The organism is Streptomyces sp. NPDC020983 (assembly GCF_044333485.1).
Classification (GTDB): domain Bacteria; phylum Actinomycetota; class Actinomycetes; order Streptomycetales; family Streptomycetaceae; genus Actinacidiphila.
On record NZ_JBIRRA010000021.1, the window covers coordinates 71,705 to 93,102 of the forward strand.

Below are 21,398 nucleotides of genomic sequence, written 5' to 3' on the forward strand. Positions count from 1 at the left end.
GGAGTGCGGGGCCGGTCAGCCCGACTTGCGGGCGACGGCGGCCTTGACCAGGCCTGCGAAGAGCGGGTGCGGCCGGGTCGGGCGCGACTTCAGCTCGGGGTGGGCCTGGGTCGCCACGAGGTAGGGGTGGACGTCACGGGGGTATTCGACGTACTCGACGAGCTTGTTGTCCGGGGAGGTGCCGGAGAAGACGATGCCGGCGGCCTTCTCCAGGTCGGCGCGGTAGGCGTTGTTGACCTCGTAGCGGTGCCGGTGGCGCTCCTCGACGTACGGCTGGTCGCCGTAGACCTCGCGGACGATGGAGCCCTCGGCGAGCTTGGCGGGGTAGGTGCCCAGCCGCATGGTGCCGCCGAGGTCGCCCTTGCCGCCGACGATGTCGAGCTGCTCGGCCATGGTGGAGATCACCGGGTGGGCGGTGGCCGGGTCGAACTCGGTGGAGTTCGCCTCGGCGATGCCGACCAGGTTGCGGGCCGCCTCGATGACGACGCACTGGAGGCCCAGGCACAGTCCGAGCAGCGGGATGCGGTTCTCGCGGGCGTAGGTGATCGCGGCGACCTTGCCCTCGATGCCGCGCTCGCCGAAGCCGCCGGGCACGCAGATCGCGTCGGCGTCGCGCAGCTGCTCGGCGGCGCCGGCCGGGCTCTTGCACGTGTCGGACAGCACCCACTTGATGTGCACCCTGGCGTTGTTGGCGAAGCCGCCGGCCCGCAGCGCCTCGGTCACCGACAGGTAGGCGTCGGGCAGGTCGATGTACTTGCCGACGAGTGCGACCGTGACCTCGTGCGCGGGCTCGTGGACGCGGCGCAGCAGGTCGTCCCACTGCGCCCAGTCGACGTCGCGGAAGGGCAGGTCGAGGCGGCGCACGACGTAGGCGTCCAGGCCCTCGGTGTGCAGCACCTTGGGGATGTCGTAGATCGAGGGCGCGTCGATCGCGGCGACCACGGCGTCCTCGTCGACGTCGCACATGAGCGAGACCTTGCGCTTGATCGCGGTCGGCACCTCGCGGTCGGCGCGCAGCACGATCGCGTCGGGCTGGATGCCGATGTTGCGCAGCGCGGCCACGGAGTGCTGGGTGGGCTTGGTCTTCAGCTCGCCGGACGGGCCGATGTAGGGCAGCAGCGAGATGTGCACGACGAAGACGTTGTCCCGGCCGACCTCGTGCCGGACCTGGCGCACGGACTCCAGGAAGGGCAGCGACTCGATGTCGCCGACGGTGCCGCCGACCTCGGTGATCACCACGTCGACGTCGTCGGTGGCCATGCGCCGGATGCGGGACTTGATCTCGTTGGTGATGTGCGGGATGACCTGGACGGTGTCGCCCAGGTACTCGCCGCGCCGCTCCTTGGCGATCACGGTGGAGTAGACCTGGCCGGTCGTGACGTTGGCCGACCCGGCGAGGTTGACGTCGAGGAAGCGCTCGTAGTGGCCGATGTCGAGGTCGGTCTCGGCACCGTCGTCGGTGACGAAGACCTCACCGTGCTGGAACGGGTTCATGGTGCCGGGGTCGACGTTCAGGTACGGGTCGAGCTTCTGCATCGTGACCCGCAGGCCCCGCGCCTTCAGCAGCGCGCCGAGACTCGACGCCGTGAGCCCCTTGCCGAGCGAGGAGGCCACACCGCCGGTGACGAAGATGTGCTTGGTCATCGTGGATTTCGGCGCAATAGCCAAAGGGGGGCTCCCGTGGTCGCGAGGTGAGGTCGGGACGGTGCTCGCTCGCGGAGCGCCGTCGGGCGGTTCAGTGGTTCAGCCCACCGGCCCACGGGCTACCAGGGTATCAGCGGTGCAGGGTGGCGACGCTGCGCGGCACCCCGTCGGGTCACGCTTGCCCCCCGTGGGCGGCGCCGGACGCGTATACGACCCGCGTACGCCCCGGACCGGACCACCGTTGCCCCCCGGCCAGACCACCGCAGGTGCCCGGCCGGACCACCGGCACACCTCGGCCACACAACCGTCACACCCCAGCCATGTGGCCGTTCGCCTGCGCATATGCCCGAGTGCGCCCCGCCGTGCACCCGTGCGGCCCAGCGAAGATCGCGAGAGACGCACACCGGCACCCCGCGACGACGTATTCTGCACGGACGCACCTGTGCGAGCCGGCCGGCACACGGCACCATCCCGCCCGCTCCCGGATCAAGAGCTCGTCGAATATCCCCAGACCGCAAGACCGCCCCCGTCCGTGGGGCGGCGGTGTCGTTTCGACTGGAGAAGCACGTGGCCGGGCGTATCGAGGATTACGCACTCATCGGAGACATGCAGACCGCCGCACTGGTCTGCCGCGACGGCACCGTCGACTGGCTGTGCCTGCCGCGCTTCGACTCGCCGGCCGTTTTCGCCGGGCTGCTGGGCACCGACGAACACGGCTTCTGGCGGCTCGGCCCCGCCCACCACGGCGCCCCGCCGCCGGCCGCGACACGCCGCCGCTACCGGGGCGACTCACTCGTACTTGAATCCGAGTGGGACACCGAGCGCGGCACGGTCCGGGTGATCGACTTCATGCCCCCGCGGGACGGCGCCCCGCAGGTGATCCGGATCGTGGAGGGCGTCAGCGGCCGCGTCCCGATGTGCTCGGCGCTGCGCATGCGCTTCGCGTACGGCCAGGTGGTGCCGTGGGTGCACAAGGTCGGCGACCGGACGGTGGCCGTGGCCGGGCCCGACTCCGTCTGGTACGACACCGAGGTCGACACGTACGGCAAGGACCTGACGACCTACTCGGAGTTCTCCGTCGGCCCCGGCGACCGGATCGTCTTCAGCATCAGCTGGGAGGCCTCGCACAAGCCGCAGCCGCCGCTGCCGGACCCGGAGGGCTCGCTCGCCGCGACCGAGGACTTCTGGCGCGAGTGGGTCGCGCAGTGCACGTACACCGGGCCCTACCGCGAGGCCGTGGTCCGGTCGCTCATCACGCTCAAGGCGCTCACGTACGGCCCCACCGGCGGGATCGTGGCCGCGCCGACGACGTCGCTGCCGGAGGACATCGGCGGGGTGCGCAACTGGGACTACCGCTTCACCTGGCTGCGGGACGCCGCGATCACCCTCTCCTCGCTGCTGCGCACGGGCTACCGCGAGGAGGCGCAGGCCTGGCGCGAGTGGCTGCTGCGGGCCGTGGCCGGCGACCCGGAGAACCTCCAGATCATGTACGGCATCGCCGGTGAGCGCGAGCTCGGCGAGAACGAGCTGCACTGGCTGCCCGGCTACGAGGGCTCCACCCCCGTCCGGATCGGCAACGGCGCCGCCCACCAGCTCCAGCTGGACGTCTACGGCGAGGTCACCGAGGCGCTGCACCTCGGCCACATGACGGGTCTGGCCCGCAACGACTACGCCAGCCTGCTGCAGCTGAAGCTGATCAGGTACCTGGAGAAGCACTGGAACGAGCCCGACGAGGGCATCTGGGAGGTGCGCGGCCCGCGCCGGCACTTCGTGCACTCCAAGGTCATGGCGTGGGTCGCCGTCGACCGCACCGTCAAGCTCATCGAGTCCGGCGAGGTCGACGGGCCGCTGGACCGGCTCAAGGACCTGCGCGACGAGATCCACTACGACGTGTGCGAGAAGGGCTACGACAAGGAGCGCAACACCTTCACGCAGTCCTACGGCTCGCGTGAGCTGGACGCGTCGCTGCTGCTCATCCCGCAGATGGGCTTCCTGCCGCCGGACGACAAGCGCGTCATCGGCACGATCGAGGCGATCCAGCGGGAGCTGTCCACCTCGGACGGCTTCGTGCTGCGCTACCCCACCTCCAGCAGCGACACCAGCGGCGACGACAACCTCGACGGCCTGCCCGGCGACGAGGGCGCCTTCCTCGCCTGCTCCTTCTGGCTCGCCGACGACCTCGCGATGATCGGGCGCGTGGAGGAGGCGCGGCGGCTGTTCGAGAAGCTGCTGTCGCTGCGCAACGACCTGGGGCTGCTCGCCGAGGAGTGGGACCCGCGCCACCGGCGCCAGGTCGGCAACTTCCCGCAGGCCTTCAGCCACGTGCCGCTCATCGACACCGCGCTGCGGCTCACCGCGGTGGGCGCCTTCCGCGCCTGAGCCGCGGCGCGCCGCTTCTACGCGCGCTGCGCGGCGCCCACGCGCGGGGCGTTCCTCACCCCCGCTGGGTCAGCTCGTCGTAGACGCTGAGCACCTGGGCGACCGTGTCGTCCTCGGAGGGCCAGGTCGCCGCCTGCGCGCGGCCGGCCACCGACAGCGCGGTGCGGCGGGCCGGGTCGGCCGTCAGGTCCGCGACCGCGCGGGCCAGGCCCAGCGCGTCGCCGTACGGGACCAGGACGGCGGCTCACCGACCAGCTCGCGCGTCCCGCCCACGTCGGTGGCCACCAGGGGCACCCCCGCGTGCAGCGCCTCCTGCGCCATCAGCGGGCGGGCCTCCCAGCGGCTGGGCAGCACCACGAGGTCCGCGGCGGCCAGCAGGTCGGGGACGTCGTCGCGGCGGCCGAGCAGCACCACGGGCAGCCGCTCCGCCTCGATCCGCCGCTGCAGTTCCTCGCGGCCCGCGCCCTCCCCCGCGATCGCCACGAGCGGCGCCGGATCCTGCCCCGCCCACAGCGCGGCGGCGTCGAGCAGCATGCCGTGGCCCTGCCGCGGCTCCAGCCTGCCGACAGCCAGCAGCAGCGGGCGGTCCACGGCGCCGAGACCGGCGCGGGTCTCCTGCCGCAGCCGCTCCCCCACCTCCGGGGGGCGCGGCGGCCTGCCCGGCGGGCGCGGTACGGCCGCGGGCGCGAAGCGCACGTCCTTCGCGCCGAGCGCCCGGGCGCGGTCCACCAGCTCCGAGGACACCCCGAGCACGACCGCGGCCGCGCGCAGCGCCCGGCGCTCCAGCCAGTGCAGCACCACCGCGCGGCCGCCCTGCGCCGGCGGGCCGCCGTGCCAGGTCACCACGAGCGGCACGCGGCGCCCGCCCAGCGCGACCGCGGCCAGGAAGCCGGCCCACAGGCCGTGCGCGTGCACCACGCCCGCGCCGTGGAAGGCGGCGCGCAGCGCGGCGAGCACCGGTGCGTCCGCACGCGCCCGGCGCACGCCCAGGTCGACGGGCACAAAACGCGCGCCCGTCCCGCCGAGTCCGTAGTCCGCCTCCGCAGCCGCCGGCCCGCACACCGTGACCTCCACCCCGCGCGCGACCAGCCCGCCCACGAGCGAGCTGACATGCGCGCCGGCGCCCGCACCCGCACCCAGCACGTGCACGGCGTGCAGCTGCCCGGCGAAGGGCTCCGAGGTGCGACTCACGCGGCCTACCGCTCCTTGAGTTCAGCGCGATGTGTACGACGGCTCCCAGCATGCCAGCCCCCGCAGGAACAGGCCCTTGCGCGGCCCCTTTTCCCCGGGAGACCCCGCCCCCCGAACCACCCTTACGGGTGACGGGCGTTGCCCCCGGGCCCTTGCCGCGCCGCCGACGGAAGGGCGCGCCCGCGCCGCCGGGCAGCCACCAAAAGCGCGGCTCGGCACCGGCCCAGCGGGCAGCAGGGCCCGTACCGGGCCGCCGGCCGGTGGGCGGCCGCCCGCGCAATTCCCCGCTCCCCTGAAAAACGAGCACCCCACACCGCGGCGCAGGGTGCTCGCCCGGCAGGGCAACGGCGGCCCTGCCGGGGGAGGTCAGAGGGAGGCGCGGGCGGTGGCGAGGAGTTCCTCCGCGTGGGCTCGGGCCAGTTCGGAGTCGGACTGGCCGGCGAGCATGCGGGAGAGCTCACGGACGCGCGCTTCGCCGTCGAGGGCGGTGACGCCGGAGCGGGTGACGGATCCGTCGTTCGTCTTCTCGACCAGCAGCTGGCGGTCGGCGAACGCGGCCACCTGCGGGAGGTGGGTGACGACCACGACCTGGGCCGTACGCGCCAGCCGTGCGAGGCGGCGGCCGACCTCGACCGCCGCGGCCCCGCCGACACCGGCGTCGACCTCGTCGAAGAGGTACGTCGGGACGGGGTCGGACCCGGCGAAGACGACCTCGACGGCGAGCATGACGCGGGAGAGCTCGCCGCCGGACGCGCCCTTGGCGATCGGCCGCGCGGGGCTGCCGGGGTGCGGGGCGAGCAGCAGCTCGACCTCGTCCGCCCCGGTGGGCCCGTAGGCGACGGCCCGGCCGCCGATCTCGATGCCGGACTCCTCCTCGCCGGCGGGCACGTCGTTCTGCCGGATGGCGAAGCTCACGCGGGCGTGCGGCATGGCCAGCGACGCCAGCTCGGCGGTGACGTCGGTGGCGAACCGCTCCGCGGCCTCGGTGCGCAGGTCGGTGAGCTGCTGGCCGAGCCCGCCGAGCTCGGCCCGCAGGGCGTCGCGCTCGGCGGTGAGTTCGGCGATGCGGTCGTCGTCGCCGTCGAGTTCGGCGAGCCGGGCGGCGCTCTGCGAAGCCCAGTCGAGGACCTCGTCGATGTCGCTGCCGTACTTGCGGACGAGGTGCGCGAGGACGGCCCGGCGCTCCTCGACGGCGGCGAGCCGCAACGGGTCGGCGTCCAGGTTGTCGGCGTATCCGGCGAGCTCGCCGGCCACGTCGGCGAGCAGGATGCCCAGCTCGCCGAGCCGTCCGGCGAGCCCGGCGAGGGCCGGGTCGTGCGCGGCGACGGCGTCGAGCGCGCGCTGCGCGCCGGCGACGAGGCTGCCGGCCTCGACGCTCTCGGGGTCCTCGGGGTTGCCGGCGAGCGCGGCGTGCGCCAGGGTCGCGGCCGAGGCGAGCGCCTCGGCGTGCCCGAGCCGTTCGGCCTCGGCGGCGAGTTCGGCGTCCTCGCCGGGCTGCGGCTCGGCGGCGGAGATCTCCTCGACGCCGAAGCGCAGCAGGTCCGCCTCCTGGGCACGCTCCCTGGCCCGGGTGGTGAGTTCGGTCAGTTCCGCGGCGACCTCCCGCAGCCGCCGGTAGGCGGCCCCGTACTTCTCCAGCGCGGCGCCGAGCGCGGCACCGGCGTAGCGGTCGAGCGCCTCGCGCTGCCGCGCGGGCCGCAGCAGGCCCTGCTGGTCGGTCTGTCCGTGGACGGCCACCAGGTCGTCGGCGAGGTCACCGAGCACCCCGACCGGGACGCTGCGCCCGCCCAGGTGCGCCCGCGAGCGCCCCTCCGCGGACACCGTACGGCTGATGAGCAGCGCGCCGTCGTCGAGTTCGGCCCCGGCCTCCGCGGCGCGTACGGCCGCGCGGTCGCCCGGCGCCATCGTCACCCGGCCCTCGACGACGGCGGAACCCGCGCCGATCCGCACGAGGGCGGGGTCGGCCCGCCCGCCGAGGAGCAGGCCGAGGCTCGTGACGACCATGGTCTTGCCCGCACCGGTCTCGCCGGTCACCGCGGTGAAGCCGGGTGAGAGTTCCACCACGGCGTCCTCGATGACACCCAGCGACCGGATCCGCATTTCCTCCAACACGGATACGACCATACGAGGTTTTCCGTGCCCGGCGCGACGCCCGCCGGGCGGTCACCCCGCGCCGGCTACCTCGGCGCGCCCCGCCAGCCCGCGACGGGCAGCGCGAACTTCGCCACCAGCCGGTCGGTGAAGGACGCGTGGTGCAGCCGCGCCAGCCGCACGGGAACGGCCCCGCGGCGGACCTCGACGCGGGCGCCGGCGGGCAGTTCGACGGTGCGCCGCCCGTCGCACCACAGCACGCCGTTGGGCGTCTCGGGCTGCACCTCCACGGCGAGCACCGACCGCGGCGAGGTGACGAGCGGCTTGGCGAAGAGCGCGTGCGCGCTGATCGGCACCATGAGCAGCGCCTCGACCTCGGGCCACACCACGGGCCCGCCGGCCGAGAAGGCGTAGGCGGTGGAGCCGGTGGGGGTCGCGCAGACCACGCCGTCGCCGCCGAAACGGGAGACGGGCCGGCCGTCGACCTCGGTGACGACCTCCAGCAGCCGCTCGCGGGACGCCTTCTCCACCGACGCCTCGTTGAGCGCCCAGTCGGTGTGGACGACCGCCCCGTCGTTGCGTACCAGCACGTCGAGGGTCATACGCTCCTCGACCTCGTACTCGCGGGTGACGACGCGGTCGACGACCTTGTCGAGGTCGTCCCGCTCGGCCTCGGCGAGGAAGCCGACCCGCCCGAGGTTGACGCCGAGCAGCGGCACCCCCGAGGCGCGGGAGAACTCGGCGCCGCGCAGCAGCGTCCCGTCCCCGCCCAGCACGATGATCAGCTCGCAGCCCTCGACGGCCTCCGGCCCGATCTCCGCGACCAGCTCCACCGCCTCCGGCAGCGGCAGGTCCGCGGCCTCCTCGGCGAGCAGCCGCACGCCGATCCCACAGCGCAGCAGGGACTGCACCACCCGCTCGGCACTGCGGATCGCGGCCGCCCTGCCGGTGTGGGTCAGCAGGAAGACGGTACGGCTGCTGGTCTCGCTCATGATGGTCACCGGTTCGGCCCCTCCGCCACGGCACGGTCGACATCGGCCGGATCCAGCGCGGGAGCACCGGCGCGCAGCCACAGGAAATACTCCACGTTGCCCGAGGGCCCTGGCAAAGGACTTGCTGTGACACCGAGCACGCCGAGCCCGAGTCCGGCCGCCTGCCCGGCGACCGTGCGCACGGTCTCCGCGCGCAGTTGCGGGCTGCGCACCACTCCCCCGCTGCCCAGCCGCTCACGGCCCACCTCGAACTGCGGCTTGACCATCAGGACGAGGTCGGCGCCGGGCGCGGCGCAGCGCACCAGGGCGGGCAGCACCAGGCCGAGCGGGATGAAGGACAGGTCGCCGACGACCAGGTCGACGGGCTCGCCGTCGATGTGGTCGAGCGTCAGCTCCCGTACGTTCGTGCGGTCCTTCACCACCACCCGCGGATCGCTCTGCAGCGACCAGGCGAGCTGCCCGTAGCCCACGTCGACGGCGACGACCTGCGCGGCGCCGGCCCGCAGCAGCACGTCGGTGAAGCCGCCGGTGGACGCGCCCGCGTCCAGCGCCCGGCGGCCGGCGACGGCCAGCCCCCGCGGCTGGAAGGCGGCGAGCGCGCCGGCCAGCTTGTGGCCGCCGCGCGAGACGTACTCCGGCTCGTCCCCGCTGTCGGCGACCACCAGCGCGGCCGAGGTCTCCACCTGCGTGGCGGGTTTGGTCGCGGTGGTGCCGCCCACCGTCACCCGGCCCGCGGCGATCAGCTGGCTGGCGTGCTCGCGCGAGCGCGCGAGCTTGCGCCGCACCAGCTCGGCGTCGAGGCGGCGTCGTGCGACTGCCACGTACGGTTCAGCTCCTGTTCTCGTCCAGCGCTGCGAGCGCGTCGCGCAGCCCGTGGTGCACATCCTCGTACACCTCGATGTGGGACTGCGTGGGGAGTGCGTCGGCGTCGGCGAGGCGGGCGAGCGCCGCGTCGACGTCGGCGTTCCCGGTCGCCGCGACCGCCACTCCCAGCGGTTCGGGCCGCGCGGGCGCGTCCCCGGTCCAGGCGTCCGCCTCGTCCCCGCCGCCCCGCGGCTCGGGCACGCCCCCGGCCCGCCCGTCAGCAGCGGCCCCCTGCTCCGGCACGGCGCCCGGCGGATCCGCGGGCGGCTCCTGGTGGACCGCGCGCCCCGCGTGGACGGAGGCGGCGCCCTGCGCCGGCACGCCGCCCGTCACGTCCGCGGGCGACCCGGCGTAGCCGGCACGTCCCGCGTACGGGCCGTGCTCCGCGGCGGACTCACTCACCGCCGCTCCCGGCGGGGGGCGCGGACTTCTCCGCGGGGGCGGGGGCTTCGCCCGCGGCGGTCTTCTTCGCGGGCGCCTTCTTCGCGGCGGTCTTCTTCGCGGCCGTCTTGGCGGGCGCCTTCTTCGCAGCCGTCCCGGCGGACGACGCGGCGGTCCCGGCCGCAGCCGTCCTCTTCGCCGCCGCCTTCTTCGCCGCCGCCTTCTTCGCGACCGCCTCGGCGGTCCCGGCCGTGGCCCCCTTCCCAGGAGGAGCCGCGACGGGAGCCGCTGCCGCAGCCGTCCTCTTCGCGGCCGTCTCGGCGGCCGACGCGGCCACCTTCCTGGCAGGGGCAGGGGCGGAGGCCCCGGCCGCGGCTGTCTTCTTCGCGGGCGCCTTCTTCGCGGCGGTCTTCTTCGCGGCCGTCTTGGCGGGCGCCTTCTTCGCGGCCGTCTTCCCGGCGGGCGCGGCGGACCGGCCCGCGGCGGTCTTCTGGGCGGCGCTCTTGGCCGGGGCCTTCTTCGCGGGCGCCTTCCCGGCGGGCGCGGCGGCCTCCGAGCCCGTCCTCTTCGCCGGAGGCGCAGCGGTCTTCGCGGCGATCTCCTGCGCGGACGCGGCGGTCGTACGCCGCGGGTTGGCCGTCGTCTTCGGGGTGGTGGTGACCTTGTGTCCCGCGGCGGCGGAGGCGCGGGCCGCGGACTTCTTCGTGGCGGCCGTCGTCGGGTGGGCGGCGGCCGACTTCGCCGTCGTGGCCCGCTTGGCGGCGGCGCTCTTGCGGGCCGCGGGCGCGGCAGCGGCCTTCTTCGCCGCGGGCTCCGTCTTCCCGCCCGGCGCGGGCGGCTCGGTCGTCACGGGGACGTGCTCCACCGGCGGCGCGGGTTCGGGCCGCGCGGCGGACGGTGCGGGCTTCGCGGGGGCCGGGGGCTCCCCGGGCTCGGACTCCAGGTTGCGGATCCGGCGTTCGAGCGTCTCCAGCACCACGCCGACCTTCGTGACCTCGTCGGCGAGCCGGCCGACCCGGCTCATCGTCTTGTCGACTTCGTCGCGGACGATCCCGAGCAGCAGGTCGCGGTTGGCGCGTCCGGCGGCCATCAGCTCGTCGGCGAGGGTCTGCACCTCCGCCGGGATGGCCGAGTTGATCCGCCGCTGCACGGCGTCCACGTCGATGCCGGTCTGGTCCAGCATGTCCCTGGCCGTCTCGACCGCACGGCGGCGGGTGGCCTCGGTCAGGCCGCCCGCGATCTGCAGACAGGTACGCAGCGCGTCCCGCATCGCTCTCACTCCTCGCCTCGCCCGTTGACACTTCGTCCGGCCGGCGGCCCGCGCGCGGACCCCCGTGGTCAAGACGCTACCGCCTCCGGCCGCGCAGGCCCGTCGGCGGTGCCCTGCGGTACGGTCGTGGCGACGTAACCCCGACCGGGAGACACCGCACCGATGGCCACCCTCGACGAGTGCCGCACCGCACTCGACCAGCTGGCGCGGAACATGGCGCGAGCCGAGGGCGACGTGCGCTCGGCCGCCGCCCTGGACCGCTCGCTGAGCTGCCGCATCACCGACCTGGACACGACCTTCACCGGGCGGCTCGCGGGCGGCACGATCACCGGTGTGACCGCGGTGCCGGGCGAGCCGGCGGACAGGGCGCAGATCCGGCTGTCGATGACCGGGGACGACCTGGTCGCGATGGTCGGCGGCGAGCTGAGCTTCGCCAGGGCGTGGGGCAGCGGCCGGGTCAGGGTGCAGGCTTCGCTGCGGGACGTGCTGCGGCTGCGCTCCCTGCTGTGACCGCGGGATTGGCGGCGCCCGTACGGCGGCGGGCCGCGGGGATCACCAGCGGGGTGCGGCTCTCCGGATCCTCGATGATCCGGCAGGGCACGCCGAAGACGCGCTCGACCAGCTCCGCGGTGATGACCTCGGCGGGCGGCCCCTGCGCCTCGATCCGCCCGTCGCGCATCGCGATCAGATGGGTGGCGTAGCGGGCGGCCTGGTTGAGGTCGTGCAGGACGGCGACGAGCGTGCGCCCGCCCTCCTCGTGCAGCCGCGCGCACAGGTCGAGGACGTCGATCTGGTGCTGGATGTCGAGATACGTGGTGGGCTCGTCGAGGAGCAGCAGCGGCGTCTCCTGCGCCAGGGCCATCGCGATCCACACCCGCTGCCGCTGGCCGCCGGACAGTTCGTCGACCCGGCGCCCGGCGAGCGCGGCGACGCCGGTGGCGGCCATGGACCGCGCGACGATCCGCTCGTCCTCGGCCGACCACTGCCGCAGCAGTCCCTGGTGCGGGTAGCGGCCGCGGGCGACGAGGGAGTCGACGGTGATGCCGTCGGGAGCCACCGAACTCTGCGGCAGCAGCCCGAGGGTGCGCGCCAAGGACTTGGCGGGCAGGCCGCCGATCGCCCGCCCGTCGAGCAGCACCCTGCCCTCGGAGGGCTTGAGCAGGCGGGCGAGCGCGCGCAGCAATGTCGACTTGCCGCACGCGTTGGGGCCGACCACCACGGTGAAGGAGTGGTCGGGTATGTCGACACTGAGCCCTTCGGTGACGACCCGCCGGTCGTACCGGAGCGTCACCGCCTCTGCCCGCAGCCGCGGTCCCCCGGCGCTGTCCGTCGATGTGTCGGCATGGCGACTGGTCATACTGCTGCTCCCGGAAGGGTCGTTCGGTGGTGGCCGGTGCGCACGCTGCGCGGCCGGCCGGAGGCGGGGGTCATATCCGGCCTGCCCGGCGCTCCTCGACGAGCAGCCACAGCAGGTACCCGCCGCCGAGCACGCCGGTCGCGACACCGACCGGCACCTGCCCGGAGCCGAAGGCGCGCTGCGCCGCGAGGTCGGCGAGCACCAGCAGCGCCGCGCCCATGAGCGCGGACGGCAGCAGGCTGACTCCGGGCGTGCGGGTGATCCGGCGGGCGAGCTGCGGTGCGGTGAGCGCGACGAAGGCGATGGGCCCGGCGGCGGCGGTCGCGGCGGCGGTGAGCAGCACCGCGGCGAGCACGGCGGTGAGGCGTACCCGCTCGACGCGGACACCGAGCGCGCGGGCCGCGTCGTCGCCCATCTCGGTGATCCGCAGGGCGGGGCCCTGCGCGAGCAGCACCGGCACGAGGACGGCGCAGCAGCCCAGCAGCGGCCACACCTGCTCCCAGCCGCGGCCGTCGAGGGAGCCGCTGATCCAGATGACGGCACGGGCGGCGTCCACGAAGTCCGCCTTCACCAGCAGGTAGCTGTTGACGGCGGCGAGGGTCGCGGAACAGCCGATGCCGACGAGCACCAGCCGGTAGCCGTGCACCCCGCGCTGCCAGGCGAGCGCGTAGACGGCGAGGCCGGTGAGCAGCCCGCCGGCGATCGCGCCCGCGGAGACCTCCAGGGTGGAGCCGTGCAGCGCCACGATGACCAGCAGTGCGCCGGCCGCCGAGCCCTGGCCGAAGCCGATGACGTCGGGGCTGCCCAGCGGGTTGCGCGACACGCTCTGGAAGGCGGCGCCCGCCGTCCCGAGCGCCGCGCCCACCAGCAGCGCCACCAGCACGCGCGGCAGCCGCAGTTGGCGCACGATGAAGTCCTGGCCCGCGGTGCCGTGTCCGAGGAGCGTGCGCAGGACGTCGGTGGGCGCGACGGCGTAGTCGCCCGTGCCGATCAGGACGACGGAGGCGGCGAGCGCCACGGCCAGCAGCCCCGTCCCCGCGAGGGCGGCGCGCCGGTCGATGCGCAGCGACAGCCCGCCGCGCGGGGTGCGCAGGTGGCGCGGGGTACGGGCGCCGGCCCGCTCGCGGCTCACAGCTCCGCCGTCCGGTGGCGCCGGACCAGCGCGATGAAGACCGGGCCGCCGACGACCGCGGTGACGATGCCGACCTGGAGTTCGGCCGGCCTGGTCAGCAGCCGCCCGACCACGTCGGAGCCGAGCAGCAGCACGGGTGAGAGGACGGCCGCGTAGGGCAGCGTCCAGCGCATGTCGGGCCCGGTGATGCCGCGCACCATGTGGGGGACCGTCAGCCCGACGAAGACGATGGGCCCGCAGGCTGCGGTCGCGGCCCCGCACAGCAGGGTGATCGCGGCCATGACGGCGATCCGGGTGCCGGTGAGCCGGGCGCCGAGGGCGCGCGCGGTGTCGTCGCCGAGCGCGATCGCGTTCAGCGGGCGGGCCGCGGCCAGGGCCAGCACGGCGCCGACGGCCAGGAAGGGCGCGATACGCCGTACGGTCGCCATGTCGGCGGAGGCCAGCGAGCCGACCTGCCAGAAGCGCATGCGGTCCAGGGCGACGCTGTCGGTGAGCTGGACGGCACTGCTCCAGCCCTGGAGCAGTGCCGTCACCGCCGTTCCGGCGAGCGCGAGCCGCACCGGGGTCGCGGAGCGGCTGCCGCCGATCGCGTAGACCAGCACGGACACGGCCCCGGCGCCCGCGAGCGCGAACCACACGGAGGCGCCCGGCGAGGTGACGCCGAAGAAGCTGATGCCGGTGACGACCGCCGCGGCCGCGCCGGCGTTGACGCCGAGCAGGCCGGGGTCGGCGAGCGGGTTGCGGGTGAGGGCCTGCATCGCGGCGCCGGCGAGCCCGAGGGCCGCACCGACCACGAGGCCCAGCACCGTACGCGGCAGCCGGAGTTTGCGGACGACCACGTCGTCGTCGGTCCCCGCGTAGTGGAAGAGCCCGTGCCAGACCTGGTCGAGCGGGATGTCCTTGGCGCCGACGGCGATGCTCGCCGCCGTGACGGCGAGCAGCACCGCGAGGGCCGCGAGCAGCCCGGCGCCGCGGGCGGCCCGGGATCGGGCGGTGCCGCCGGCGGCGGGGGCGGACGGGGCGCGGGGCGGGGAGTCCTGGTCTACCAACACGGAAGTTAGGTTAGCCTAACCTTGCCAACGTACTCCCGAGCAGAGCGGCTTTTCTTCATGACCTCGTCCCGCACCTCCCTCCGCATGTCCGGTATGTCCCGCCGTGGAATGCTCGCAGCCGGTGGCGCGCTGGGCGCCGGCGCGCTGCTGGCCGCCTGCGGCGGCTCCGGCTCCCGCTCCGGAGCCGGGTCCGGCTCCGGTACGTCGCCGGCGAACGCGAAGCCGTCCGGGCCCTTCCGCTTCACCGACGACCGCAGGAAGACCGTCTCGCTCGGCAAGGTGCCGAAGAACCTGGTCGCGTACGTCGGTTCCGCCGCGGCCCTGCACGACTACGGCGTCGAGTGCACCGGCGTCTTCGGCCCCACCACCCTCAAGAACGGCTCCCCCGACCCGCAGGCCGGCGACCTCGACGTCACGAAGGTCACCGTCATCGGCAACGTCTGGGGCGAGTTCAACCTCGAGAAGTACGCCGCACTCGGCCCCGGCCTGCTCGTCAGCCACACCTACGACGCCAAGGCCCTCTGGTACGTGCCCGAGCAGAGCGCCGGCAAGATCCTCGCGCTCGCGCCCAGCGCCGCCGTCAACGTCACCGGCGTCCCCCTCACCACCCCGCTCCGGCGCTACGCCGAACTCGCCGCCGCCCTCGGCGCGGACCTCGGCTCCGCCGCCAACACCGCCGCCAGGACCCGCTTCGAGACCGCCTCCGCCGGCCTGCGCGCCGCCGCCAGGGCCGCGGGCGGCATCACCGTCATGGCCTGCTCGGCGAGCGCCGACTCCTTCTACGTCTCCACGCCCTCCTCCGCGGCCGACCTGACGTACTACAAGAGCCTCGGCGTGAACTTCGTCGTGCCGAACAAGGTCGAAGGCGGCTTCTTCGAGACGCTCAGCTGGGAGAACGCGGACACGTACAAGGCCGACGTCCTCATGCTCGACAGCCGCTCCGCGACCCTCCAGCCCAAGGACCTCACCGGCCGCCCGACCTGGCAGCGGATGCCCGCCGTCGAGGCCGGGCAGATCTTCCCCTGGCCCAGCGAGCCGATCTTCTCCTACGCGAAGTGCGCCGACCAGCTGGAGGCCCTCACGAAGGCCGTCGCCGGTGCGAAGAAGGTGAGCTGACGCCGTGGCCGAGCCGACGTACCGCTTCTTCGACGTGCACGTGCTGCGCACCCACCGGCTCTCCCGCTCACTGCTGCGGGTCGTGCTCGGCGGACCCGGCCTCGAAACCGTCGTCAGCGGCGGACGCGACCAGCGGCTCAAGCTCTTCCTGCCGCAGGAGGGGCAGGAGGAGCCCGTCCTGCCCGACGTCCTCGACACCGGCTGGTACGCGCGCTGGCGCGGCCTCGACCCCGCGGTGCGCGGCATCATGCGCACGTACACGGTCCGCGACGTGCGCCGCGACCCCGGCGAGCTGGACATCGACTTCGCCCTCCACGGCGACCTCGGCCCCGCCTCCCGGTGGGCCGCCGCGGCCGCGCCCGGCGACCGGGCCGCGCTCCTCGCGCCCGTCGTCACCGACAACGGCGGGGTCGACTTCCGGCCGCCGGAGGGGACGGACTGGGTGCTGCTGTGCGCGGACGAGACCGCGGTACCGGCGGTCGCCGCCATCCTCGAGTGGCTGCCGGCCGGCACACCGGTCAGGGCGTGGATCTCCGTGGCCGGTGAGGCGGACCGCATCGCGCTGCCGACGAAGTGCGAGGCCGAGGTCAGCTGGGTGACCCGGCCCTCGCCGGTGGCTGCGGCGGTCGAGGCCGCCGCCTTCCCCGCGGGGCGGCCCTACGCGTGGCTCGCGGGTGAGTCCGCGCTCGTCCGTGAGGTCCGCCGCCACCTCGTCGGCCCGCGCGCGTTCCCCCGCGCGAGCGTGACCTTCACCGGCTACTGGCGCGCGGGGGCGTCGGAGGACGCACTCCTGGAGGAGTCCGCGTAACCCTGCGGGGCACGGCGGTGGGCGCTCTCGGGGCGCCGCTCGCGGCGGGGGTTCGCCTCCCGCCCGGTGGGAGCCGGCCGCGAAGTTCCCCGCGTCCCTGGGGTCGTCCGGCGGTGCATCGCGCCCCGGGCGGGGGTGGGGCCGGGTGCCGCGCCGGCCGGAGGGGCGGCTGCCCGCCGCCGGGGACGAGCTCCCCGGACTGCGGTCCGCTCCCGACGGCGGATGCCCCCACTGCCGGACCGGAGCTCTCTCCTGCCTGTACGGGCGGGGGTGGAAAACACCCCGCACAGGTGCCGGAGGGCTGCTTCCTCCCGATCATCTGCGGGAGCGTTTTGATGCCGGTTGGTTACTGGACAGGTGCATCGTCCTCACCGACAGCCACAAGAATGCTGAGTGCACCACGCCAGCCAGGTTCACCGGCACATACGGGGAGAGTTCCGTGCACCGTTCCATCGCGTCCGCCGCATCAGCCGTCGTACTCGCCGCCGCCCTTGTGGCATGCGGCGGTTCGGACGGGGACAACGCCAAGGCCTCGCCCACGAAGGGCACCGGCTCCAGCAGCAGCGCGCAACCCGGCGGCGGGCAGACGCAGGAGCCGCCCGCCAGCACCCCGGACTCTGCCGGGCTCGGTGACACCCTCTCGCTGGAGGGGCGGCCCGGCCTCGGCTCCAGCAGCACCGGCACCGTCACGGCCGACATCACGCTGGACCAGTACGAGGACCACGCACAGCCGAAGTTCCAGAGCTTCGAGGCCGGCCCGGGCAAGCGCCTGGTCGCAGCGAAGTTCACGATCGTCAGCACGGGTGACTCCACCTACGGCGACACCGGGAACATGGGGGCGAAGGTCGTCGACTCGACCGGGAGCGTCTACGCCGCCAAGCCCGGCATTCCCACCGTCGGCGATTCCCTCGACCTCGTCCTGAGCCTCCGGCCGGGTGAGGAGGTCACCGGCTGGGTGATCTTCGACGTGCCGCAGAGCGCGAAGATCACGGCCGTGGAGTACGAGATGAACGCTGCCGGCCTCGGCCTCGACCTCGACGAACGCGCGGGCAAGTGGACCCTCGGCTGACGGACCCCGGCGTGGACGTGCGCACACCCTGAGCAGCCCCGGCGCCCCTGCCTCCTTGAGGACGGTGCCCGGGACGCCTTCGGCCGTATCGCGGACGCGGCGTCCACGGGGCGACGGCTGCCGGGGCGCGCTCAGCAGGACCGGAGCGGAACCCGGGCCCGGCGTGCTCGGCCGCACCGGCCGTGCGGCACGGCCTCCGGGCCCGGCGTCACCGGGTCCGGAGGGGCAGGGAGCGCAGGGCCGGGGAGGGATCGAGGTCGGGGCGGGTCCAGGCGGCGGCGCAGAGGGCGCGCAGACCGTCGAGGGGGTCGCCCTCGCCGCTGAGGGTGAGGGACTTCCCCCCGGTGGACGCGGTCCAGCCCCCGCACGTGGCCCGCTCACCGTCCCGGGCCACCTCGGGCTGCGCGACGAGCAGTCCCCGCAGGTCCTGCGCGACGTACGTGGGGCGGTGCCGCGGCTCCGCGGCGATCAGCTCCGCGGCCGTGGTGACCCCGGTGAGGACCAGGAGGGAGTCCACGCCCCCGGCGTACGCCCCCTCGATGTCGGTGTCGAGCCGGTCCCCGACGACGAGCGGCCGCCGCGCCCCGGTCCTGATCACCGTCTCCCGGTGCATGGGCGGCAGCGGCTTGCCGGCGACCCGCGGGCTGCCGCCGGTGGCGATCCGTACGACTTCGACGGCCGCGCCGTTCCCGGGCGCGATCCCCCGGGCGCTGGGGATGGTGAGGTCGGTGTTGGAGGCGAACCACGGCACCCCGGCGTTCACGGCGTAGGCCATTTCCGCGAGCTGCGACCAGCGCAGGTCGGGCCCGTAGCCCTGGACGGCGGCGACCGGGGAGTCCGCCGCGGATTCGACGGGCTCCAGCCCGCGTTCGCGGAGGGCGGCGAAGAGCCCTTCGCCACCGACGGCGAGGACCTTGGAGCCGGCGGGCACCTCGTCGGCGATCAGCCGGGCGACGGCTTGCGCGGAGGTGATGACGTCCTCGGCGGCGGCGGGCACGCCGAGGTCGGTGAGGTGCCCGGCGACGGTGTCCGGTGTGCGGGCGGCGTTGTTGGTGACGTAGGCGAGCCGCATCCCGTGGTCGCGCGCCGCCGTGAGCGACTCGACGGCGTGCTCGATGGCGTCGCCGCCCTTGTAGACGACGCCGTCGAGGTCGAGGAGCGCCGTGTCGTACGCGGTGTCGAGCGGCTGCGTGCTGCCGCTCGGACTGGTCCGGTCAGTCATGGCTGGGGCTCGCTCCTCGTCGTCCGGCCGTCCGGGCCGTGCAGGTCGTGTCGGCCGTGTCGGCCGTGCAGGTCGTGTCGGTGTGTCGCCAACGATCATCCCCCATGCCGCTCGCGGACGTAGCATGCGCTGATGACCCACCCCGGACCCGACGACGGACCCCACCCCGGTCCCCCTCCTGCGCGGGGCCTCGACCTGGCCCCCTTCCGCGGTCTGCGGTACGCCGCCGCACATGTCGGCAGCCTCGCCGCGGTCACCTCGCCGCCCTACGACGTGGTCGTCCGCCCCGACGGGCAGCGGCACCTGGAGACGGCGGACCCGTACAACGTCGTCCGCCTCATCCTGCCGGACGCGGAAACCCCCGCGGACCGGCACCGCCAGGCCGCCCGGACACTGGCCGCGTGGCGCGCGGCAGGCGTCCTCACCACGGACCCGCAGCCAGCGGTGTACGTCTACGAGCAGCACGACGGCGAGCACCTGCAACGCGGTGTCATCGGCGCCCTGCGGCTGACCCCGCCGCAGGACGGTGTGGTGCTGCCGCACGAGGACGTGATGCCGGGCCCCGTCGCCGACCGCGCCGCCCTCATGCGCGCCACCCGCGCCAACCTGGAGCCCCTGCTGCTCGCCTACCGCGACGGCGACGCGACCGCCTCCCTCGTCGACACCACCGCGGACGGACGCGAGCCGCTGCTCGCGACGACGACGGAGGACGGCGTCCGGCACCGCCTGTGGGCGCTCACCGATCCCGCCGAGCACGCGGCGATCCGCGCCGACCTCGGCTGCCGCCAGGCGCTCATCGCCGACGGACACCACCGGTGGGCCACCTACCGCAGGCTCCAGGCGGACCACCCGCCGGGCACCGCGTGGGACCACGGCCTCGTGCTGCTCGTCGACACCGCCCGGCACCCGCTGCGGGTCCGCGCCATCCACCGCGTCCTGCACCACCTGCCCGTGGGGCGGGCGCTGGACGCCGCCCGGCCGTACTTCCGTGTCCGCCCGCTCCCGGGGTACGGCCTGGGCACCGCGCTCGGCGTCCTGGCGGAGGCCGCGGCGGGCGGTACGGCTTTCCTGCTCGCGGGAGACACCGGGGACTTTTACCTGCTCGACCGGCCGGACCTGGCCCGGCTCGACCGCTGGGTGCCCGCCGGACGGCCCGAGGCCTGGCGCCGGCTGGACGCCACGGTGCTGCACTCCGCGCTGCTCGACCACGTCTGGCAGGTCCCCGACTCCCCCGACAGCATCGGCTACCTGCACACCGCCGAGTCGGCGGTCCAGCAGGCCGGCCGCCACGCCGGCACCGCCGTGCTCATGCACCCGGTACGCGAGAGCGTCGTCCTGGACCTGGCCCGGCAGGGCGTGATGATGCCGCGCAAGTCCACGTCCTTCGGGCCGAAGCCGGCGAGCGGGCTCGTCATGCGGAGCCTGGACCTGGACTGACACGGAGGGAGGGGCGGCAGGCCGAGGCCTGCCGCCCCTCCCTCCGGAGGTGCCGTAACGCCGCTCAGTCCCGGTCGCCGCCGGGCGCGGGCGCGCGGAAGGGCGAGTCCAGGAAGGAGGAGGGCTCGGCCTCGTCCGTGAGGTCGTCGTCCCCGGCGGCGGGCGGTGCGGTGGGCGCCCCGCCGTCGTCGCCGGTGGCGGGCTCCTCGGCGTTTTCGCCGTCCTCGCCGTCTTCGGCGTCTTCGGCGTCCTCTGCGTCTTCGGCGGTGACCGCGTCATCGGCCGTGCCGGCGTCGTCAGCCTCGTCGGCGTCCGCGAAGCCGTCCTCGGCCTCGGCCCCGGCTGCCTTCTCGTCGGCCGTGCCGGTGCTGTCGGCGGTGCCGGTGCTGTCGGCGGTGCCGGTGCTGTCGGCGGCGGCGTCTTCCTCCGAGCCGTCGAAGGCGTCCACGAACTCGACGCCGTCCATCTGCGCGAGCCTGTCGGACGCGTCCGTGGTGCCGTTGTGGTCGGCCTCCGCAGCCTTCGCGAACCAGTCGCGCGCCTCGGTCTCCCGGCCGACTGCCAGCAGCGCGTCGGCGTACGCGTAACGCAGCCGCGCGGTCCACGGGTGCACCGCGTGCGACGCCAGCTCCGAACTCTGGAGCGTGACGACCGCCGCCTCGGCCTGCCCCATGTCCTGCCGGGCACCGGCGGCGACGAGCCGCATCTCGACCTGGCCGGCCTTGTCGAGCTTGTGCACCTCGGGCGCACCGGCCATCTCCAGCGCCCGCTCCGGGCGCCCGAGCCCACGCTCGCAGTCCGCCATGACCGGCCACAGTTCCACGGTGCCGGTCATCCGCCGCGTCGCACGGAACTCGGCCAGCGCCTCGGCGTAGCGCTCGCTGGCGTACGACGCGAAGCCCGCCGCCTCGCGTACGGCCGCGACGCGCGACGCCAGGCGCAGCGCGACCCGCGAGTAGGCGTAGGCCTGCTCGGGGTCCTCGTCCAGCAGCCGGGCCACCATGACCAGGTTGCGGGCGACGTCGTCGGCGAGCGTCTTCGGCAGGCTCATCAGCTCCTGGCGCACGCTCGGGTCGATCTCGTTGCCGGTGACCTCGTCCGGGATCGGCAGCCGGCGCACCGGCTCACGCTCCTCCCGGCGCTCGTCCCGGCCGCCGCCGCGGTTCTCGAACCGGCCGCGCCCCTCCACGACCGGGCGCCGGCCGCCGTACCCGCGGTCGCCGCCACCGTCCCGGCGCGGCCCACGGGGACGGTCGTCCCTGCGGTCGTCGAAACGCGGACGGTCGTCACGGGGACGGTCGTAGCGCGGACGATCATCACGGGGACGGTCGTCACGTCGGAAACCACCACCGGGACGGTCACCCTCGCGGCGCGGCCCACGAGGACGGTCGAC

17 protein-coding genes and 1 pseudogene are annotated in these 21,398 nt (G+C 74.8%); 6 read left to right on the forward strand and 12 right to left on the reverse strand.

Annotation, left to right across the window (positions count from 1 at the left end):
• Positions 1-15: 15 nt before the first annotated feature.
• Positions 16-1,644, reverse strand: coding sequence for a CTP synthase (locus ACH4SE_RS33850; RefSeq protein WP_398547390.1), 1,629 nt, complete (start codon positions 1,642-1,644; stop codon positions 16-18).
• Between the two features lie 567 nt (positions 1,645-2,211).
• Between ACH4SE_RS33850 and ACH4SE_RS33855 the strand changes: the two genes are divergently transcribed.
• A complete protein-coding gene (locus ACH4SE_RS33855; RefSeq protein ID WP_398547413.1) occupies positions 2,212-4,023 on the forward strand; it encodes a glycoside hydrolase family 15 protein in 1,812 nt (603 codons plus the stop codon).
• A gap of 55 nt (positions 4,024-4,078) precedes the next feature.
• On the opposite strand, the pseudogene ACH4SE_RS33860 reads toward ACH4SE_RS33855, so the two are convergent.
• The 6 genes and pseudogenes from ACH4SE_RS33860 to ACH4SE_RS33885 form a co-directional block, all read right to left on the reverse strand.
• A pseudogene (locus ACH4SE_RS33860) lies at positions 4,079-5,214 on the reverse strand (glycosyltransferase family 4 protein).
• A 366-nt stretch (positions 5,215-5,580) separates the two neighbouring features.
• A complete protein-coding gene (gene recN / locus ACH4SE_RS33865; protein WP_398547391.1) occupies positions 5,581-7,338 on the reverse strand; it encodes a DNA repair protein RecN in 1,758 nt (585 codons plus the stop codon).
• 53 nt (positions 7,339-7,391) lie between these two features.
• Complete coding sequence (locus ACH4SE_RS33870; RefSeq protein WP_398547392.1) at positions 7,392-8,297, reverse strand: NAD kinase; 906 nt, start codon at positions 8,295-8,297, stop codon at positions 7,392-7,394.
• Between the two features lie 5 nt (positions 8,298-8,302).
• A complete protein-coding gene (locus ACH4SE_RS33875; RefSeq protein ID WP_398547393.1) occupies positions 8,303-9,118 on the reverse strand; it encodes a TlyA family RNA methyltransferase in 816 nt (271 codons plus the stop codon).
• Between the two features lie 7 nt (positions 9,119-9,125).
• On the reverse strand, positions 9,126-9,563 hold the full coding sequence (locus tag ACH4SE_RS33880; RefSeq protein WP_398547394.1) for a hypothetical protein: 438 nt from the start codon (positions 9,561-9,563) through the stop codon (positions 9,126-9,128).
• Positions 9,556-10,812 carry a hypothetical protein gene (locus tag ACH4SE_RS33885; protein ID WP_398547395.1) on the reverse strand — a complete coding sequence of 419 codons (1,257 nt, stop codon included), beginning with the start codon at positions 10,810-10,812 and terminating at the stop codon, positions 9,556-9,558. Before ACH4SE_RS33885 ends, ACH4SE_RS33880 begins: the two co-directional genes overlap by 8 nt.
• Positions 10,813-10,974: 162 nt before the next feature.
• On the opposite strand from ACH4SE_RS33885, the gene ACH4SE_RS33890 reads away from it, so the two are divergent.
• Entirely contained in the window at positions 10,975-11,322 is a 348-nt protein-coding gene (locus tag ACH4SE_RS33890; RefSeq protein WP_398547396.1) for a sterol-binding protein, read from the forward strand.
• Here the strand turns inward: ACH4SE_RS33890 and ACH4SE_RS33895 are convergent.
• The 3 genes from ACH4SE_RS33895 to ACH4SE_RS33905 all read right to left on the reverse strand — a co-directional run bounded on the left by ACH4SE_RS33895 (position 11,270) and on the right by ACH4SE_RS33905 (position 14,353).
• Positions 11,270-12,169 (reverse strand): ABC transporter ATP-binding protein, encoded by a 900-nt coding sequence (locus tag ACH4SE_RS33895; RefSeq protein ID WP_398547397.1) that lies wholly within the window; start codon positions 12,167-12,169, stop codon positions 11,270-11,272. The two genes, ACH4SE_RS33890 and ACH4SE_RS33895, sit on opposite strands and share 53 nt — an antisense overlap.
• 70 nt (positions 12,170-12,239) lie before the next feature.
• Positions 12,240-13,301, reverse strand: coding sequence for a FecCD family ABC transporter permease (locus ACH4SE_RS33900; RefSeq protein WP_398547398.1), 1,062 nt, complete (start codon positions 13,299-13,301; stop codon positions 12,240-12,242).
• Positions 13,298-14,353, reverse strand: coding sequence for a FecCD family ABC transporter permease (locus tag ACH4SE_RS33905; RefSeq protein WP_398547399.1), 1,056 nt, complete (start codon positions 14,351-14,353; stop codon positions 13,298-13,300). Before ACH4SE_RS33905 ends, ACH4SE_RS33900 begins: the two co-directional genes overlap by 4 nt.
• 108 nt (positions 14,354-14,461) lie before the next feature.
• Between ACH4SE_RS33905 and ACH4SE_RS33910 the strand changes: the two genes are divergently transcribed.
• The 3 genes from ACH4SE_RS33910 to ACH4SE_RS33920 all read left to right on the forward strand — a co-directional run bounded on the left by ACH4SE_RS33910 (position 14,462) and on the right by ACH4SE_RS33920 (position 17,346).
• Positions 14,462-15,469 carry an ABC transporter substrate-binding protein gene (locus ACH4SE_RS33910; RefSeq protein WP_398547400.1) on the forward strand — a complete coding sequence of 336 codons (1,008 nt, stop codon included), beginning with the start codon at positions 14,462-14,464 and terminating at the stop codon, positions 15,467-15,469.
• A 4-nt stretch (positions 15,470-15,473) separates the two neighbouring features.
• Positions 15,474-16,277 (forward strand): siderophore-interacting protein, encoded by an 804-nt coding sequence (locus tag ACH4SE_RS33915; protein WP_398547401.1) that lies wholly within the window; start codon positions 15,474-15,476, stop codon positions 16,275-16,277.
• Between the two features lie 439 nt (positions 16,278-16,716).
• Positions 16,717-17,346: a DUF4352 domain-containing protein gene (locus tag ACH4SE_RS33920; RefSeq protein WP_398547402.1), complete on the forward strand. Its 630-nt coding sequence runs from the start codon at positions 16,717-16,719 to the stop codon at positions 17,344-17,346.
• Positions 17,347-17,554: 208 nt separating this feature from the next.
• Here the strand turns inward: ACH4SE_RS33920 and ACH4SE_RS33925 are convergent, their stop codons facing one another.
• Positions 17,555-18,568 carry an HAD-IIA family hydrolase gene (locus ACH4SE_RS33925; RefSeq protein ID WP_398547403.1) on the reverse strand — a complete coding sequence of 338 codons (1,014 nt, stop codon included), beginning with the start codon at positions 18,566-18,568 and terminating at the stop codon, positions 17,555-17,557.
• Between the two features lie 132 nt (positions 18,569-18,700).
• On the opposite strand from ACH4SE_RS33925, the gene ACH4SE_RS33930 reads away from it, so the two are divergent.
• Positions 18,701-20,005, forward strand: coding sequence for a DUF1015 family protein (locus tag ACH4SE_RS33930; RefSeq protein ID WP_398547404.1), 1,305 nt, complete (start codon positions 18,701-18,703; stop codon positions 20,003-20,005).
• Between the two features lie 64 nt (positions 20,006-20,069).
• Here ACH4SE_RS33930 and ACH4SE_RS33935 read toward each other — a convergent pair whose 3' ends face one another.
• Positions 20,070-21,071, reverse strand: coding sequence for a hypothetical protein (locus ACH4SE_RS33935; protein ID WP_398547414.1), 1,002 nt, complete (start codon positions 21,069-21,071; stop codon positions 20,070-20,072).
• Positions 21,072-21,398: the final 327 nt, after the last annotated feature.

Coding starts and splice junctions, on each gene's coding strand:
- ACH4SE_RS33925 (WP_398547403.1), bottom strand. CDS start 18,568: ATGACTGACCGGACCAGTCCGAGCGGCAGCACGCAGCCGCTCGACACC.
- ACH4SE_RS33870 (WP_398547392.1), bottom strand. CDS start 8,297: ATGAGCGAGACCAGCAGCCGTACCGTCTTCCTGCTGACCCACACCGGC.
- ACH4SE_RS33930 (WP_398547404.1), top strand. CDS start 18,701: ATGACCCACCCCGGACCCGACGACGGACCCCACCCCGGTCCCCCTCCT.
- ACH4SE_RS33895 (WP_398547397.1), bottom strand. CDS start 12,169: ATGACCAGTCGCCATGCCGACACATCGACGGACAGCGCCGGGGGACCG.
- ACH4SE_RS33850 (WP_398547390.1), bottom strand. CDS start 1,644: ATGACCAAGCACATCTTCGTCACCGGCGGTGTGGCCTCCTCGCTCGGC.
- ACH4SE_RS33890 (WP_398547396.1), top strand. CDS start 10,975: ATGGCCACCCTCGACGAGTGCCGCACCGCACTCGACCAGCTGGCGCGG.
- recN (WP_398547391.1), bottom strand. CDS start 7,338: ATGGTCGTATCCGTGTTGGAGGAAATGCGGATCCGGTCGCTGGGTGTC.
- ACH4SE_RS33910 (WP_398547400.1), top strand. CDS start 14,462: ATGCTCGCAGCCGGTGGCGCGCTGGGCGCCGGCGCGCTGCTGGCCGCC.
- ACH4SE_RS33885 (WP_398547395.1), bottom strand. CDS start 10,812: ATGCGGGACGCGCTGCGTACCTGTCTGCAGATCGCGGGCGGCCTGACC.